Genomic DNA, 16,729 nt, shown 5'->3' with positions numbered 1-16,729 from the left:
TGGGCGGACACGTCTTTCCGTCCGCCCGCGAGGAGGAAGGCATCGGGCCAGAGCGCGGGACGCGCCGGAGCGGAGCGGAGGCCGACAGCGCAGCGTCAGGCGCGCCGCAGCGAAGCGGAGGCAGAAAGAATCGCCACGCACTCCACGTGCTGGGTCATCGGGAACAGGTCGAAGCCGCGGATGCTCGTCGCCTCGTAGCCGTGCTTCGCCGCCGTGGCCAGGTCACGGGCCAGGGCGGCCGGGTCGCAGGCCACGTACGCGACCGCGCGCGGCCGCCGCGCCAGGACGTCGCGCACCACCTGGGCACCGGCACCGGTGCGCGGCGGGTCGAGGACGACGAGGTCGACCACGCCGGGCAGCCGGGCGAGCCCGCGCTCCACGCGGTCGGCGGTGAAGCGGGCCCGCTTGCCGGCGTCGACGAGGTTCCGTCGGGCGGCGGCGACGGCGGCGCGGCCCGACTCGAGCCCCCAGACCTGGCAGCCGGCGTCGGCCAGCGCGCCGGCGAAGAGCCCGACGCCGCCGTAGAGGTCGAACGCGCGCTCCCCCGCCCGCGGCTGCAGACCGTCGAGCACGGCGCCGACGAGCACGTCGGCCGCGGCGGGGTGGACCTGCCAGAAGCCGTCGGGCGGGACCGCGTACGCCCGTCCGCGCACGACCTCGGTCAACCCGCCCTCGGGCGTCGCGTCGCCGGTGGTCTCCGGCCCGGTGCCCGCGACGAGCAGCGCGGACCCGGTCGGCGTCCCCGCGGCGACGAGCTCGGCCCCGGCCGGCCAGGACCGGTCGACCACGGCCGGCGTGCGCGGCGAGGCGATCGGGCAGCCGCCGTCGGGCACGACCACCAGGTCGTGCGAGCGGTGCCGCCGCAGGCCGGACCGGCCGCCGGCGTCGGCGTGGTAGCGCATCCTGGTGCGCCAGCCGAGACCGTCGTCCACGTCCGACCCGGGCACCGGGACCGCCTCGACCTCCCCCTCCCAGGTGAGGCCCGCGAGCCGCTGCAGCTGCTCGGCGACGACGGCGGTCTTGAGCCCGCGCTGCGCGGGCAGGGCCACGTGCTGGAAGTCGCAGCCCCCGCACCGCCCGGGCCCGGCGACCGGGCAGGGCGGCACGACACGGTCGGGCGAGGCCTCGAGCACCTCGGTCGCGTCCCCGCGCCAGAAGCGGTCGTGGCTCGTGTCGGTCAGGGTGACCAGCACCCGCTCCCCCGGCAGCGCATGCCGGACGAACACCACCCGGCCGGGCCCGCCGTCGCCGACGTCGAGCCGGGCGACGCAGTGGCCGCCATGAGCGACTGCTCCGACGACGACGGGCCCGACCACGTCCCCGGGCACGCTCTCGACCAGGTCCCCGCGCACGCTCTTGACCACGTTCCCTGAGCTTGTCGAAGGGCGCCCTTCGACAGGCTCAGGGGTCGTGGTCGGGTCGGGTCTCGAGGTCGTGGCCGGGTCAGGTTCACCAGTCGTGACCGGATCCTGCCCGGAGGTCGTGACCGGTGCAGGCTCAGGGGTCGTCGATTCGGTCACTGGAGGTAGCTGCGGCGCGACTGCTCGGCCTCGGTCTCGCGGTGCAGGCGGCGCTTGGCGACGTCGGAGGACTGCAGCAGGAAGGGCACGGAGGTCACCATGACGCCGGGGGTGAACAGCAGGCGGGTCTTGAGGCGCAGCGCGCTCTGGTTGTGCAGGATCTGCTCCCACCAGTGCCCGACGACGTACTCGGGGATGTAGACGGTGACGATGTCGCGCGGGTTCTCGGTGCGCAGGCCCTTCACGTAGCGCAGGACGGGCGTGGTGACCTCGCGGTAGGGCGAGGCGATCACGCGCAGGGGCACCGGGATGCCCGCCTCGTCCCACTGCTCGACGAGGCGCTCGGTCTCCTCCTCGTCGACGGACACGGTCACCGCCTCGAGCGAGCTCGGCCGCGACGCCTTGGCGAAGGCGATCGCCCGCATCGTCGGCTTGTGCAGCTTGCTGACCAGGACGACGCCGCGGACGCGGGCGGGGAGCATCCGGTCCTCGCCGGGCACGAGCGCGGTCTCCTCGGCGACGTGGGCGTAGTGGCGGCTGATCGCCTTCATCAGCACGAAGATGACGGCCATCGCGATGATGGCGATGTAGGCGCCCTGGGCGAACTTGCTGAGCAGCACGATGATCAGCACGGTCCCGGTCATCGTCAGCCCGATGCCGTTGATGACGCGCGAGCGCTTCATCTGCTTGCGCGTCGCCGGGTCGCGCTCGGTCTTGAGGTGCCGGGTCCAGTGCCGCAGCATCCCGGTCTGGCTCACGGTGAACGAGACGAAGACGCCGACGACGTAGAGCTGGATCAGCGACGTCACGTTGGCGCGGTAGGCCACCACCAGCACGACCGCCAGGGTCGCGAGCACGACGATGCCGTTGCTGTACGCGAGCCGGTCGCCGCGGGTGTGCAGCTGGCGGGGCAGGTAGCCGTCCTTGGCCAGGATCGAGCCGAGGACCGGGAAGCCGTTGAAGGCCGTGTTCGCGGCCAGGAACAGGATGATGAAGGTCGCCGCGACGACGAAGTAGAAGCCGGGGCGGAAGTCGTTGAAGACGACGTCGGCCAGCTGGGCGATGCCGGTCTTCTCGATGACGTCGACGCGCTGGCCGTTGAGCAGGTAGTGCGACCGGCCGGTGTCGATCAGCCGCACGCCGGTCAGGTTGGCCAGCACGATGACGCCGATGACCATCGTCACCGCGACCGTGCCGAGCAGCAGCAGGGTCGTCGCGGCGTTCTTGCTCTTGGGCTTCTTGAAGGCCGGCACGCCGTTGGAGATCGCTTCGACACCGGTCAGCGCCGCGCAGCCGGAGGAGAACGTGCGGGCCAGCAGCGCGACCATCCAGAAGCCGGCGAACTCGGCGTAGCGCGGCTCGGGCTCGATCGTGTACTGCGCGCTCTCGGCCCGCAGCGGCTCGCCGAGCACGAGGATGCGGAACAGCCCCCAGACGACCATGAGCAGCACGCCGCCCATGAAGCAGTAGACCGGGACCGCGAACAGCCCGCCGGACTCGCGGACGCCGCGCAGGTTGAGCGCGGCCAGCAGGATGACGACGAAGGCGGCCGCGAGCGCCTCGTGGCCGTCGAGGAAGTGCAGGAAGGGCACCGACTTGGCGTTCTGGATGCCCGAGGAGATCGACACGGCCACGGTCAGGACGTAGTCGACGAGCAGCGCGCTGGCCACGGTCAGACCGGCGTTGGGCCCGAGGTTGACGGTCGCGACCTCGTAGTCGCCGCCGCCCGAGGGGTAGGCGCGCACGTTCTGGCGGTAGGACGCGACGACGACGAGCATCACGACGGCGACGAGGATCGCGATCTTCCACGAGAACGCGTAGCCGGCGAGCCCGGCGAGCGACAGCGTGATGAGGATCTCGTCGGGCGCGTACGCGACGGAGGACAGCGCGTCCGAGGCGAACACGGGCAGCGCGATGCGCTTGGGGAGCAGCGTCTCGCCCAGCTGGGTGGACGAGAGCTTGCGACCGATGAGCAGCCGCTTGCTCAGCTCCCGGAGTCGGACCACGAGCAGCGACTCTAGCCACGTCACCACGCATGTGGGACGCCCTACACTCGCTCGGGTGCACATCGTGATCATGGGTTGCGGCCGGGTCGGCTCCACCCTCGCGCGCTCCCTCGAGAAGCGCGGGCACACGGTCGCGGTGGTCGACGTGAACGTGGACGCCTTCCGCCGCCTCGGGCCCGACTTCGGCGGGCGGACCGTCAAGGGCGTCGGCTTCGACCGGGAGGTGCTCCTCGAGGCGGGCATCGAGGAGGCCGACGGGTTCGCCGCCGTCTCCAGCGGCGACAACTCCAACATCCTCGCCGCCCGCGTCGTGCGCGAGACGTTCTCCGTCGACAACGTGGTGGCCCGCATCTACGACCCGGGTCGCGCCGAGGTCTACGAGCGCCTCGGCATCCCCACCGTCGCCACCGTCCGCTGGACCTCCGACCAGGTGCTGCGCCGACTGCTGCCCGCCGGCTCGGAGCCGGTGTGGCGCGACCCGTCGGGCAACGTCCGCATCATCGAGGTGCACGTCGACCGGTCGTGGGTCGGCCGGACTGTGGGCGACATCGAGGACGCGACGGGCGCCCGCGTGCCGTTCCTCTTCCGGATGGGCTCCGCGCTGGTGCCCAAGGACGCGACGATCTTCCAGGACGGCGACCTCGTGTACGCCGCCGTCGAGGACGCCGAGCTGGCCCGGGTCGAGGACGTCCTCGCCGCCGCACCCGAAGGAGACTGATGCGCGTCGTCATCGCGGGGGCCGGGAACGTCGGCCGCTCCATCGCCGCCGAGCTCGTCGGCAAGGGTCACGAGATCCTGCTCATCGACCGCGACCCGCGGGCGATCAAGTCCGACACCCTCCCCCAGGCCGAGTGGCTGCTGGCCGACGCGTGCGAGCTCTCCTCGCTCGAGGAGGCCGGGATCGACACCTGCGACGTGGCCATCGCCGCGACCGGTGATGACAAGGCCAACCTGGTCATCTCGCTGCTGTGCAAGACCGAGTTCGGCGTCCCGCGCACCGTGGGCCGGGTGAACCACCCCAAGAACGAGTGGCTGTTCAACGAGGTGTGGGGCGTCGACATCTCCGTCTCGACCCCGCGGCTGATGTCGGCGCTGGTCGAGGAGGCCGTCACCGTCGGCGACCTCGTCCGCCTGATGACCTTCCACGAGGGCGAGTCGAGCCTGGTCGAGATGACCCTGCCGACCTCGAGCCCGGTGGCCGGCGCCCGGGTGGGCGACCAGGACTGGCCCGGCGACGCCGTCCTCGTGGCGATCATCCGCGACGGTCGTACGCAGGCGCCCGACCCGGACGGTTCGCTGGAGGCGGGCGACGAGCTGCTGTTCGTGACCGCGCAGGTCGACGAGCAGGAGCTGGCGAACGTGCTCTCGCCGCGCGAGGGCGAGGTCAAGGACGCCTCCATGGCCACGCCGCGGATGGTCACGCCGGGTCTGTAGCCCCGGGCACGAAAGGTCTCCTCGCGCTCGGCGAGGAGACCTCTCGACTGTGGAGCCGGAGCCCGGGGACCCGCCTGCGCCGGTCCCCGGACCGTCGTCAGCCGGTCAGGGTCCAGCGCTGGGCCGCGGAGGCGTTGCAGGTGTAGATCTGCAGCTGGAGCTTGTTCTTGGCCGCGCCGCCCGGGACGTCCAGACACTTGCCTGACGCCGTGTTCACGAGCGAGCCGTCCGTGCCCGGGGTCCACTCCTGGGCGGCCGTGCCGTTGCAGGACCACAGCTGCACCTTGGCCTTGTTCTTGGCGCTGCCGCCCTTCACGTCGAGGCACTTGCCGAGGCTGGCGAAGGTGCTGCCCGCGCGGGTCCACGTCTGGGCCTTGGAGCCGTTGCAGCCGTACAGCTGCACGGCCGTGCCCTTGGCGTCCTTGCCCCCGCGCACGTCGGCGCACTTGCCGCCGACACCCACGATGGTCGTCGTCGGCAGCTTGGCCACCGCGGTGCCGTGCACCGTGACGAGGTGCGCGCCCTGGCCGTCGTTGCCGGTGATCGAGTAGGTCCCGTCGAAGCTCCCCAGCGCCGTCGGCTGGAAGGTCACCGACTGGTGGATCACGTCACCGGGCTCGATCTGCTGACCCTCCGACACCGGGTCGGGCACCTCGAAGGGCGCCGTCGGCGGGGCCGCCTTGGTGAGGGTCAGCAGCAGGTTGCCGGTGTTGCGGATGTCGAAGGTCTTGGTCACCTTCTTGCCCACCTCGATCGTCCCGAACTGCACGGTGCCCGGGTCGATCTGCAGCTGCGCGACCCCCTTGATCGAGGAGCCCGTGACCGGGACGGTGACCGTGCCCGTCGAGGACTTCACGACGAGCGAGGTCTTGAAGGTGCCCGCGGCCGTCGGCTCGAAGGTGATCGGGACCGACAGCGAGTTGCCCGCCTCGAGCTGGGTGCCCGCCGCGGGAGCGGCGTCGGTGGAGAAGGGCGCCGTTGGCGCGGTGACCGACTGGATCGTCGTGCTCGTCGACCCGCTGTTGGTGATGCTGGCGTCCAGCGTCACGTTGCCGCCCGTCGGCACCTCCCCGAAGTCGAGGGTGGAGGGGTCGGAGACCAGCCCGTCCTTGGTGCCCTGGCCGTGCAGGTCGAAGGCGAACGTCCCCGTCGTGGTGACGAAGGAGATGGCGCCCGAGTCCGAGCCGGGGGCGGTCGGGGTGTAGGACACCGGCACCGACACCGACGCGCCGGCCTTGAGCGTCACCGGCAGCTTGACCTTGCCGATCTTGAAGGGCGCGCCCGAGCGGACCTTGGTCAGCCGGACCTCCCGCTTGGCGGTCACCGTGACCTGCTTGGTCGCGGTGGCCTTGACCGCGACCTGGCCGAAGTCGGTCGGCGTGCCGCCCAGGGCGATCGTCGACGGCCGGCCGAAGCCGTACACCGAGCCCGACCGGTTCGCGACGTAGACGCGGCCGTTGTCGGTCGCCACCTTCGCGAACTTGGTGGCGGTGCCGATCGGGGCGGAGTAGCGCAGGTTCAGCCGGCCCTTGCTGGGCAGGGCGTCGTACGCACGGAGCTGGCCGCCGGCGCCGTTCGGGCCGCTGGCGTACACGGTCCAGACGAGGGCCGAGCCGGAGGCCTTACCGTTCGAGGTCACGGTCGGCGACCCGGAGGTGTAGCCGAAGTTCCCGCTCGTCGTGCCGGTGCGGCTCAGCGCGGGGAGGCCGGAGCCGGAACGACCGACCTTGAAGGCCGACATCGGGCCGCGGTTGGTGACCATGTAGACGTAGCCGCCGTCGCCGCCCCAGAAGGCGGGGTGGCCCCAGACGCCCTTGTACGGCCCGCCGGTCTGCAGGACGTCGTCCTTGCGGCCGGACTTCTGACCGCTGCCGCCGAAGTCGTCGCGGTCGAGCAGGAAGACCCGCCCGTCCTTGCCGACCATGACCATCAGGTGCGGGTGGTCGGCGGTGCCGTAGCCGTCGGGGATGGCCATCGGGGCGCCGGAACCGAGGTCGGTGTCGTCGGTGTCGAGGTTGCTGTTGTTGACCGGGGAGAAGAAGTCGGTCGCCTTGAGCGTGCGGTCGGCCTGCACGCTCACCCGGACGACGGACTCGGCCAGCTGGCTCGGGGGCTTCTTGCCGGGGTGCGGCGACGGCGAGACCCCGTTGCCGGTGGCGAAGATGATCTGGCCCTTGCCGTCCGACATCAGACCGCCGCCGGACTGCCAGATGCCGGCCCCGGCCTTGCTGTTGCCCGTCTCGGTCGCGAACATCGAGGTCTGCTTGCCCGTCGTCGCGTCCACGCCGACGACGTAGCCGACGTACGGCTGGTGGTCGCAGTGGCTGGCGAAGCCGGCGTAGACGACGCCGTCGAGGAGCAGCAGCCCCGGCCGCTGCATCGCGGTCTTGGGGTTGAAGTCGTGGTCGTCGTCGTTGTCGGCCGCGCCCTTGATCGTCGTCGGGAAGCCGGGACGCTCGGCCCCGGTCGTGATGTCGACGGCGTGCATGTACCAGTGCGGGTTGTCGGCGTTCTTGCCGTCGTCGACCTTGGCCGTGAAGTAGGCGGTGCCGGTCGCCTGGTCGACCGCGGGGGTCGCCGTGATGCCGATGGTGGGCACGAGGTCGCCGCACCCGATGTTCGAGGCCGCCCACTCCTTGCCCACGTCCCGGCTCCACCGGACCTTGCCGGTGACCGGGTCGAGGCCGTACGCCTTGTTCTTCTCGGTGACGGCGAGCAGCGTGCCCTTCACGAGGACGGGCTGGGCGTAGATCTGGCCGTCGAGCTTGGTCTCGAAGAGCTGGCCGAAGTCGGGGGCGGACACGTCGGACGGGGCCAGCTTGGGCTCGTCCTGGTCCCAGCCTGTGCGGAGGTTGTCGGTGGAGACGGTCGTGACGTCGGCCGAGGCCGGTGCGGCGCCGAGCAGGCCGGCCGAGACGAGCCCGGCGAGGACGAACGCTGCGACGGCTCGTGTTCGACGGGGGACGAGGTTCAAGGATCCAGCCTTCACGGGCACGACTGGCAGCCCCGGCGGCTGTCAGCGGCCTACAGCGTGCCTGAGGAGTGCTCAGAATCGCGGCGCAGTCGCTCGATCATGACGTGATGTTCACCACGTGGCCCGGCGGGGAGGCTCAGTCCGCTGGTGCAGCGTGCTCCTCGATGGGCGTCCGGCCGCGCGACAGCAGCAGCCCGATGACGAACAGCGCGGCGAGCAGCAGGGGCCAGCCGAGGACGACCTTGGCCACGCCGAGCCAGACGACCTCGCCGGCGAGGAAGAGCGGCAGCTGCACCACGAAGCGGAGCACGTAGGGCACCGCGAGGACGAGCGTGAGGCGCGAGGCCATCCTGACCAGCGCGCGGTCGCGGATCCAGCCGGTCGGGTCCTCGAGCGCGGCGCCGATCACGAAGCCGATCAGCGGGCGGCGGACGGCGACGGTCAGGAGCGAGACCACCGCGAGACCGCCGTTGTAGAGGATGCCGGGCAGGAAGACGTCCTCGGCCCGGCCGGTGCGGGTGGCGATGATCGCGGCGATAGCCGTCGGCACGACGGCCTGCGCGACGAACTTCAGCGACGAGCGCTGCACCAGCCGGACGACGGCGAGCACGAGCGCCACGCCCACCGCCACCCCGATCGAGGGGTAGAGCTGGCGCGACGCCACCCAGGCGACGGTGAAGCCCACGAAGGGCAGCGCCGCCTCGACCATGCCGCGGGGGCCGCCGAGCGTGCGTCCCAGCTCGTAGCGGACTAGCTCCTCGACGTAGCGGAACTGCGGCCGCGGCGGCTGGGCGCCGGCAGGCGCCTCGGGTCCGACGGCGCCCGGGGTGTCGGCCGCCGTCACGAAGCGGCGGGCGTCGGCAGCAGCTCGTACCGCGGGTTGTACATCAGGCGGCGGCCCTCGTGGCAGCTGATGCGCCCCCACACCTTCAGCGTGCGGCCCGCGTCGATGCCCGGGATCTGGCGCCGGCCCAGCCACACCAGCGTGACCACGCCCGAGCCGTCCTCCAGCTCGACGTCGAGCGCCGGGTGCCCGGCGCGCGGGCTCAGCGTGATCGAGGAGACCGTGCCGGTCAGGTTGACCTGCTGACGGTCCTCGCAGGCGCTGATCGGGACGGCGCCCTCCTGCCGGACGTTGCGCTGCAGGTCCTCGGACTCGAGCTCGGCGTTGGACGTCGCCAGACGTCGCAGCGCCCGCTGCAGCATGTTCTCCTTGCCCATCGTGCGTCCTCCGCGTCGATCGGTGAGGGTGGTCCGGCGGCCCCGGCGAGACGTCAAGCATCGCACCGCGGGCCAACCGCCGGGCCCGGACCGTGAGGTCAGTCGGCCGGCTGGAGGTCGGCCGGGATGGTCATGGGCAGCAGGTCGCCCGGCGCCATGGCCTCGTCGCCCCGCCGCACGACCACGTCGCGGAAGGCGGCGAGCACGGCGGCGACCGCCGGGTCCTCGTCGTCGTCGGTGATGGCGGCCTGGCCGTAGACGATGCCGCGCAGCAGCCAGCGCTGCCCCTCGGCCACCCACATCCGCGACGGCTGGTAGCCCTGCTCGCCGGTCGGAGTGGTCACGGGCAGCAGGCGCCGCAGCTCGACCCCGAAGGGCCCGGCGGCCAGCTCGGCCGACCCGCCCACCTCGACGGCGGCCTCGGAGATCTCGTCGCGCAGCTCGGCCCACAGCCCACCGCTGCGCGGCGCCGCGTACGCGCTGAGCTCGAGCGCGGAGCTGGCCACCACCTCGGGCGTGTCGCCGTCGGTGCCGGGCGCGTGGACGGGCAGCACGAGCATCGCCGACACGATGTCCTGCGCCTCGTTGACCTGCAGCCGCAGCTCCGAGCCGGGGACCGGTGCGATGACGAGGCTGCCCAGGTCGATGCGCGGGGCGTCGTCGTCGGGGTCGGTGCCGTCGAGCTCGCCGACCTCGAAGGGGCCGTCGGTGCGCCACTCGGTGGCGTCGAGCGCCTCGGTGTCGAGCCCCGGGGTCGCGTCCTCGTCCGGGTCGGCCGACGTGTCGTCGCCGCCGTCCTCGTCGGTCGCCGGGTCCGCAGCCGTCTCGTCGGAGACATCGGCCTCGTCCGCGGCGGACCCGTCGGCCGCCTGGGCCGTCGAGTCCTCCGCCACGACCTCGTCCTCGTCGGCGCGGGCCTTCTTCTTGCGCCCGAAGATCACGCGTGTCCTCCTCGTCGTACGCCGGCCGCACGGGCGTCGTGGCTGTCGCCCGTCGCGGTGCCGGTCGTCTCGTCGTCGTCAGACCCTATGCCCCCGGTGGACCCGTGCCCCCCGGTCCCGCGGACCGAGGCGGGCAGGTCGTCGGCCAGGACGAAGCGGGCGCGGGCCACGCGCTGCACCACCAGCTGGGCGATGCGGTCGCCGCGGGCGATGCGGACGGGCAGCGCGGCGTCGGTGTTGAGCAGGTTGACGCAGACCTCGCCGCGGTAGCCGGCGTCGATCGTGCCGGGGGCGTTGACGACCGTGAGGCCGTGGCGGTGCGCCAGGCCCGAGCGAGGGTGGACGAAGCCCGCGTAGCCCTCGGGCAGGGCCAGGGCGACCCCCGTCCGCACCAGCCGCCGGGTGCCGGGCGCGAGCACCACGTCCTCGGCGCTGTGCAGGTCGGCCCCCGCGTCGCCCGGGTGCGCGTACGCGGGCACGGGCAGGTCCTCGAGGAGCCGCAGGCCGACATCCACCTGCTCGACGGGCTCGTCGGGCTCCGGGACCTCAGGCACGGGGCGGCGCCTCGGCACCGGCCGACGGGGCAGGCTGGGCGGGCTCGGCGTCCGGCTCCGCCGGGACCCAGCCGAGTGCGGTCGCCAGCGCCCCGGGGCGCCGGGTCGAGACCAGCCAGTAGGGCACGGGGTCGGCCGGGTCGGCGAGCGTCAGCTCCACGCAGGTCGACACCCAGGGCCGCAGCACGAGGTGGGCGCGGGCGTCGGCCTCGACGCCGGACCGCAGCCGGGTCCCCGCGGTGTCGAGCGGCCGGACCGCGGCGACCCACTCCCGGCCGACGACCGCACGGCCGACCCGGATCTCGTCGTCGTCGACCTCGGTCGTGAAGGACGCGCTGCGGAAGCCGAGGGCCACCGCGACGAAGGAGAAGAGCCCCACGCCGACCGCCCAGGCGATCCCGAGGTAGTAGCCGAACGCCACCGCCAGCGTCAGCGCGAACAGGACGGCGAGCGCCAACCACCCCGGCGGCACGCTGACCCGCTCCCGAAACCGCACCCGGCCACCGTACCGGCGCCCGGGACGACGAACGCCGCCCTCCGTGAGGAGGACGGCGTCAGAAGGATCACTGCGCGCGAGCGCGTGGTCGCTCCCGTCCCGGGGGCGGGAGCTCACGCGCGGGGAGGGGTCAACCCGCGCAGTCGAAGCAGTAGGCGTCGCCGTTCTTGCGCTCCTCGGCGATCTGGCTGCGGTGGCGCACGAGGAAGCAGCCGGCGCAGGTGAACTCGTCGGACTGGCGCGGGAGGACCCGCACCGTCAGCTCCTCGTGCGAGAGGTCGGCGCCGGGGAGCTCGAAGGCCTCGGCGGCCTCGGTCTCGTCCTCGTCGACCTTGCCGGAGTTCTTGTCGTTCCGGCGGGTCTTCAGCTCCTCGATGCTGTCCTCGTTGAGCTCTTCCTCGGTCTTGCGGGGGGCGTCGTAGTCGGTCGCCATCGTGTTCCGTCGTCACCTTTCACAGGCTCGCGTGCCCAGGTCGTGCAGTGCGTTCTGCGGTTGGGCAGCGCATGTGTACCACATGGGGCGTGGTCGGGGGTGGTGCTCGCCCGAGGACGCCCGCACGTTTGCTGTCGCGGACCGTCCAACGGATGAGCGGGCAGAAAATTCCCGAGGCCCGCGGGTGGGCCCGGACCGGTTCCTCCAGGCCTCAGGCGGGCTGCGGGACCCGCTGGCAGAGGGCACGGCGGCCGGGGTCGCGCAGGTTGGTGCAGCAGTCCGGCTCGCAGTCGTACCAGCCGACCGGCGTGCCCTCCACGACCGGGCGCGCGGGCTCTTCGCCGCGTGCGGCGGCCGCCCGCTCCAGCACGAGGTCGACGAGGGCCGAGACGAACGCCGGGTGCGTGCCGGCCGTGGCCGCACGGGCCAGCGGCAGCCCGAGCTCGCGCGCGGTCTCGACCGCCTCGGTGTCGAGGTCGTAGATGACCTCCATGTGGTCCGACACGAAGCCGATGGGCACGAGCACGACGCCGGGGACGCCCGCGGCGTCGAGCGCCCTCAGGTGGTCGTTCACGTCGGGCTCGAGCCAGGGCTGGCTCGGCGGCCCGGAGCGCGAGCAGTAGACGAGGTCGAAGTCGTACGTCCGACCGCGGAGCCGGCCGACCTCGCGGGTGACCGCCTCGGCGACGGCGAGGTGCCAGTCGACGTAGCCGCCCTCGGGGCTCTTGGGCTGGGGACCGGCGGCCGCGGCCATGGCGGTCGGGATGGAGTGGGTGACGAAGACCAGCCGGGCCCGCTCCCCCGGCTCGCCGAGCTCGTCGAGCGCCGCCTGGGTCGCGTCGACCGACGCGGCCACGAAGCCCGGGTGGTCGGAGTAGTGGCGGATCTTGTCGACCGTGACCCCGCTGGCCGCCTGCGGGTCGAAGGCGTCGAAGAGGTTCTCGCGGTACTGCCGGCAGGAGGAGTACGACGGGTACGCGCTGGTCAGCACGGCGACCACGCGCCGGTGCCCGTCGGCGACGATGCGCTCGACCTCCGGGCCGAGGAACGGGTCCCAGTTGCGGTTGCCCCAGTAGAGCGGGACGTCGAGGCCGCGCCCGTCGAGCTCGACGCGCAGGGCGGCGAGCAGCTCGCGGCACTGGTCGTTGATCGGGCTGCGGCCGCCGAAGCCGTCGTAGTGGTGGGCGACGTCGGCGAGGCGCTCGCGCGGGATGCCGCGGCCCCGGGTCACGTTCTCGAGGAACGGCATCACGTCGTCGGGCTTCTCGGGCCCGCCGAAGGAGACGAGCAGCAGGGCGTCATAGGGCAAGGTGTCGGCGGAACCGTCGCGGTCGGGCACGCGCCGATCCTGCCACGGGGGTGGTCGCGGACCGTGGCTGTCGGTGGCCCCGCCTAGGGTGACGAGCCGGCGGGGGGACGAAGGGCGGGGACGGGGCGGATGGCGCGGGCGGCACGGCGGTTCGGGGCGTACGCGACGGTCCTCGGCGACGCCCCCGCGCGCGGCTTCAGCCTGGCCGGGTTCGTCGCCCGGCTGCCGCAGTCGATGACCGGCATCGGCATCGTGCTGCTCGTCTCGCTGACCAGCGGCTCCTTCGCCCGGGCGGGCGTCGTGGCGGCCGCGGTGACGCTCGCCGGGGCGGTCGCCGCGCCGCTGTGGGGCCGCGTGATGGACCGGGCCGGCCAGGCCCGGGTCCTGGTGGGCACGGCGCTCGGCTACGCGGTCGGGGTCCTCGTGGTCGTCGCCTCGGTGGAGGGCGGCTGGCCCCTCCCCGCCACGGTCGGCGGGGCGCTGCTGGCCGGTCTGTGCTTCACCCCGACCGGCAGCTCGGTGCGGGCGCGCTGGTCGCACCGGCTGCGCGACTCGCCGCTGCTCGACACCGCCTTCGCCCTCGAGGCGGTCATCGACGAGCTCACCTTCGTCGTCGGCCCCGTGCTGGTGACGTTCCTGGCCACGACGGTCGACCCGGCCGCCGGGCTCGTGGTGTGCGCGGTCCTGGGGGTGCTGGGCTCGCTGCTCCTCGCGGTGCAGCGCTCCACCGAGCCCCCGCGGAGGCCGCGGCTGCACCGCGCCGACCGCACCAGCCGGCTGCCGTTCCGGCTGCTCGCCATGGTGGTCCTCGCCTCCTGGGCCTGCGGCGGCGTCTTCGGCAGCATGGAGGTCGTCGTCGTGGCGTTCGCCCGCGAGCGCGACGTCCTGGGCTGGTCGGGCGTGCTGCTGATGTGCTGGGCCGCCGGCTCGCTCCTGGCCGGCGTGGTCGCCGGGCTCGTGGCCTGGCGGCGGGCGCCGCTGGCGCGCTACCGCATCGGGGCGGTCGTGCTCGCCGTGTCGCTGCTCCCGATGCCGTTCGTCGGCCCGCCGTGGCTGCTCGGCGTGCTGCTGACCGTCAGCGGCTTCGCCATCGCGCCCACCCTGATCGCAGCCGTGAGCGTCGTGCAGACGTCCGTGCCCGCCGTACGGCTGACCGAGGCGCTGGGCTGGTCGGGCACCGGGATGTCGGCCGGCGTCGCCACGGGGGCGGCGCTGGGCGGCGCGAGCGTCGACCAGATGGCCTCGACGGGCGGCTTCGTCCTCGTCGCCGCCTTCGGCCTCCTGCTGGTCGTCGGGGTGCTCCTGATCCGCACCCCGACCTCGGCCGGCGGTACGCCCGTGCTCCCGGTCGTGCCCGTCGTGCCGGAGTCGCGCGGCGCCCCCGACGCCCTAGGTCAGCCCGCGAGGTAGCGGCGCACCGCCGCGGCGGCGTCCTCGGGCTCGAAGCCGGTGGCCTCGAGCCGGCTGAGGTCGAGCGTGCTGTGCACCGGGCGCGGCGCGAGGTCCTTGCCGGCCCCGTACTCCTGGGTGCTCACCCCGGTGACGTCCGCGGCGTCGCGCCCGCGCAGGGCGAAGACCTCCCGGGCGATGTCGGCCCAGGTCTGCGTGGGCCCGCCGTTGGTGACGTTGTAGGTGCCCGACGGCGCCTCCACGGCGAGCAGGTGCACGATGGCGCGCACGAGCTCGTCGGTGAAGGTCAGCCGCCCGTGCTGGTCGTCGACCACCGACGGCGAGACGCCGCGGTCGGCGAGGGAGGCCATGGTGGCGACGAAGTTCTTGCCGTCGCCCACGACCCAGCTCGTGCGCAGCACCAGGTGGCGCGGCAGCGTCGAGACGAGCGCGTCGCCGGCCGCCTTGGTCTGGCCGTACACCCCGAGCGGGGCGAAGGGCTCGTCCTCGGGGTGCAGCTCGCGCGTGCCGTCGAAGACGTAGTCGGAGCTGACGTGCACCAGCGTGGCGCGGTGCCGGCGGGCGGCGTCGACGAGGGCGGCGACCCCGGCGACGTTCGTCGCCCAGGCCTGGCGCCGGCCCTCCGGCGTCTCCGCGGCGTCGACGGCGGTGTAGGCGGCCGCGTTGACCACGGTCCCGTAGGGGGAGAAGTCGAAGGCCGCGACCGAGGCCTGGTCGGCCAGGTCGAGCTCGTCGCGGCCGACGGCCACGGCGCCGGGCAGCGCCCGGCTTAGCGCACGGCCAAGCTGGCCGCCGGCACCGGTCACCAGTACCGGGCGCGGGGCCATCGGGCGGACCTCGGCGAGGCGCGGGTGCGCGCGGTCGGCGTCGGAGAGCTCGGCCCGCTCCAGCGGGATCGGCCACTCGATCGCCACCGACTCGTCGGCCAGGTTCAGGAACGTGTACGACTCGCGTGCGGCCGCGCTCCAGTGGTCGTTGACCAGGTAGGAGTAGGCGGTCCCGTCCTCCAGCGTCTGGAAGGCGTTGCCGACCCCGCGCGGCACGAAGACGCCGCGGTCGGGCCCGAGCTCGAGGGTGACCGCGCGGCCGAAGCTCTCCCCCGGCCGCAGGTCGACCCAGGCGCCGAACACCCGCCCGCTGGCCACGGTGACGTACTTGTCCCAGGGCTCGGCGTGGATGCCGCGGGTGACGCCGGCGTCGGTGTTGAAGGACACGTTGTTCTGCACCGGCTCGAAGTCCGGCAGCCCGGCGGCCACCATCTTGGCCCGCTGCCAGTTCTCCTTGAACCAGCCGCGGGAGTCCCCGTGGACGCCGAGCCGCACGACGAGGAGGCCCGGGATCTCGGTGGCCTGGACCAGCTCGTCCGCGCCGCCGCCCGGGGTCTGCGCGGGGGTCACTGGCCCTGCGCCTTGTACTGCGCCTCGGTCGCGGCCTTCTGCGGCCGCCACCACGCCTCGTGGTCGCGGTACCAGCCGATGGTCGCCTCGAGGCCCGCCTCGAAGTCGCCGTAGGCCGGCGTCCAGCCCAGCTCGCGGCGCAGCTTGCTCGAGTCGATCGCGTAGCGCAGGTCGTGGCCGGCGCGGTCGTTCACGTGGTCGTACGCGTCGCGCGGCTGCCCGAGCAGCTCGAGGATCGTCTCGACGACCTGCTTGTTGTCGCGCTCGCCGTCGGCGCCGATGAGGTAGGTCTCCCCGAGCACGCCCGCCTCGAGGATCCGCAGCACCGCCGCGCTGTGGTCGTCGGCGTGGATCCAGTCGCGGACGTTCAGCCCGGCCCCGTAGAGCTTGGGCCGCCCGCCGTCGAGCACGTTGGTGATCTGGCGCGGGATGAACTTCTCGACGTGCTGGTAGGGCCCGTAGTTGTTGGAGCAGTTGCTGATCGTCGCCTGCACCCCGAACGAGCGCGCCCAGGCCCGTACCAGCAGGTCGGAGCCGGCCTTGGTCGAGGAGTAGGGGCTCGACGGGTTGTACGGCGTCTGCTCGGTGAAGCGCGCCGGGTCGTCGAGCTCGAGGTCGCCGTACACCTCGTCGGTGGAGATGTGGTGGTAGCGCGTCTCGTGGCGGCGCACCGCCTCGAGCAGCGTGTAGGTCCCGATGATGTTGGTCGTCAAGAAGGGCGAGGGGTCGCGCAGCGAGTTGTCGTTGTGCGACTCCGCGGCGAAGTGCACCACCGCGTCGGCCTCGGCCACGAGCGGGTCGACCGTCTCCGCGTCCCGGATGTCACCCACCACCAGCCGGAAGCGGTCGGCCGGGAGACCGTCGAGCGAGGCCCGGTTCCCGGCGTAGGTGAGCAGGTCCAGGACGGTCACCGAGTGGTCGGTGCGGTCGAGGACGTGGCGGACGAAGTTCGAACCGATGAACCCCGCGCCGCCGGTCACGAGCAGTGCAGACACGGCAGGCATCCTAGGGAACGCGGGGCGTCGGCGTGATCG

The 16,729-nt window shown here is 73.1% G+C and carries 15 protein-coding genes; 3 read left to right on the top strand and 12 right to left on the bottom strand.

The features are described from left to right. Window positions 1–95: 95 nt before the first annotated feature. Entirely contained in the window at window positions 96–1,340 is a 1,245-nt protein-coding gene (locus BLU42_RS05900; RefSeq protein ID WP_231918566.1) for a class I SAM-dependent RNA methyltransferase, read from the bottom strand. 176 nt (window positions 1,341–1,516) lie between these two features. Beyond that, window positions 1,517–3,526, bottom strand: coding sequence for an APC family permease (locus BLU42_RS05895; RefSeq protein WP_231918465.1), 2,010 nt, complete (start codon window positions 3,524–3,526; stop codon window positions 1,517–1,519). Window positions 3,527–3,596: 70 nt separating this feature from the next. On the opposite strand from BLU42_RS05895, the gene BLU42_RS05890 reads away from it, so the two are divergent. Both BLU42_RS05890 and BLU42_RS05885 read left to right on the top strand, forming a co-directional pair. After that, window positions 3,597–4,244: a potassium channel family protein gene (locus BLU42_RS05890; protein ID WP_172825853.1), complete on the top strand. Its 648-nt coding sequence runs from the start codon at window positions 3,597–3,599 to the stop codon at window positions 4,242–4,244. Then, window positions 4,244–4,960, top strand: coding sequence for a potassium channel family protein (locus BLU42_RS05885; RefSeq protein ID WP_091073657.1), 717 nt, complete (start codon window positions 4,244–4,246; stop codon window positions 4,958–4,960). The genes BLU42_RS05890 and BLU42_RS05885 overlap by 1 nt, the downstream gene beginning before the upstream one ends. Before the next feature lie 97 nt (window positions 4,961–5,057). Here BLU42_RS05885 and BLU42_RS05880 read toward each other — a convergent pair whose 3' ends face one another. The 8 genes from BLU42_RS05880 to BLU42_RS05845 all read right to left on the bottom strand — a co-directional run bounded on the left by BLU42_RS05880 (window position 5,058) and on the right by BLU42_RS05845 (window position 12,918). Further along, on the bottom strand, window positions 5,058–7,934 hold the full coding sequence (locus BLU42_RS05880; RefSeq protein ID WP_157719830.1) for a choice-of-anchor D domain-containing protein: 2,877 nt from the start codon (window positions 7,932–7,934) through the stop codon (window positions 5,058–5,060). Window positions 7,935–8,070: 136 nt separating this feature from the next. Further along, window positions 8,071–8,778 carry a DUF3159 domain-containing protein gene (locus tag BLU42_RS05875; protein ID WP_231918464.1) on the bottom strand — a complete coding sequence of 236 codons (708 nt, stop codon included), beginning with the start codon at window positions 8,776–8,778 and terminating at the stop codon, window positions 8,071–8,073. Beyond that, on the bottom strand, window positions 8,775–9,155 hold the full coding sequence (locus BLU42_RS05870) for an OB-fold nucleic acid binding domain-containing protein (protein ID WP_091073655.1): 381 nt from the start codon (window positions 9,153–9,155) through the stop codon (window positions 8,775–8,777). The genes BLU42_RS05875 and BLU42_RS05870 overlap by 4 nt, the downstream gene beginning before the upstream one ends. Window positions 9,156–9,253: 98 nt before the next feature. Further along, window positions 9,254–10,096 carry a DUF3710 domain-containing protein gene (locus BLU42_RS05865; RefSeq protein WP_091073654.1) on the bottom strand — a complete coding sequence of 281 codons (843 nt, stop codon included), beginning with the start codon at window positions 10,094–10,096 and terminating at the stop codon, window positions 9,254–9,256. Continuing rightward, window positions 10,093–10,611 carry a dUTP diphosphatase gene (gene dut, locus BLU42_RS05860; protein WP_091079543.1) on the bottom strand — a complete coding sequence of 173 codons (519 nt, stop codon included), beginning with the start codon at window positions 10,609–10,611 and terminating at the stop codon, window positions 10,093–10,095. Before dut ends, BLU42_RS05865 begins: the two co-directional genes overlap by 4 nt. A 31-nt stretch (window positions 10,612–10,642) precedes the next feature. After that, window positions 10,643–11,146, bottom strand: coding sequence for a DUF3093 domain-containing protein (locus BLU42_RS05855; protein WP_157719828.1), 504 nt, complete (start codon window positions 11,144–11,146; stop codon window positions 10,643–10,645). Window positions 11,147–11,276: 130 nt separating this feature from the next. Continuing rightward, complete coding sequence (locus BLU42_RS05850; RefSeq protein WP_091073652.1) at window positions 11,277–11,579, bottom strand: DUF4193 domain-containing protein; 303 nt, start codon at window positions 11,577–11,579, stop codon at window positions 11,277–11,279. A gap of 211 nt (window positions 11,580–11,790) precedes the next feature. Further along, the gene (locus BLU42_RS05845; protein WP_091073651.1) at window positions 11,791–12,918 is read right to left on the bottom strand and encodes a ferrochelatase; all 1,128 of its coding nucleotides are present in this window, start codon (window positions 12,916–12,918) and stop codon (window positions 11,791–11,793) included. A gap of 99 nt (window positions 12,919–13,017) precedes the next feature. Here BLU42_RS05845 and BLU42_RS05840 point away from each other — a divergent pair, with 99 nt between their 5' ends. Next, complete coding sequence (locus BLU42_RS05840; RefSeq protein ID WP_091073650.1) at window positions 13,018–14,298, top strand: MFS transporter; 1,281 nt, start codon at window positions 13,018–13,020, stop codon at window positions 14,296–14,298. On the opposite strand, the gene BLU42_RS05835 is transcribed toward BLU42_RS05840, so the two are convergent. Continuing rightward, the gene (locus tag BLU42_RS05835; protein WP_091073649.1) at window positions 14,283–15,695 is read right to left on the bottom strand and encodes a sugar nucleotide-binding protein; all 1,413 of its coding nucleotides are present in this window, start codon (window positions 15,693–15,695) and stop codon (window positions 14,283–14,285) included. The genes BLU42_RS05840 and BLU42_RS05835 overlap by 16 nt on opposite strands. Further along, on the bottom strand, window positions 15,692–16,690 hold the full coding sequence (rfbB, locus tag BLU42_RS05830; RefSeq protein ID WP_091073648.1) for a dTDP-glucose 4,6-dehydratase: 999 nt from the start codon (window positions 16,688–16,690) through the stop codon (window positions 15,692–15,694). Before rfbB ends, BLU42_RS05835 begins: the two co-directional genes overlap by 4 nt. Window positions 16,691–16,729 lie beyond the last annotated feature (39 nt).

The sequence above is a fragment of the Microlunatus sagamiharensis genome, from assembly GCF_900105785.1.
GTDB classification, from domain to species: Bacteria; Actinomycetota; Actinomycetes; order Propionibacteriales; family Propionibacteriaceae; genus Microlunatus; species Microlunatus sagamiharensis.
The sequence above is the reverse complement of the archived record's forward strand: the minus strand, read 5'-3'. Positions and strand labels throughout refer to the sequence as shown.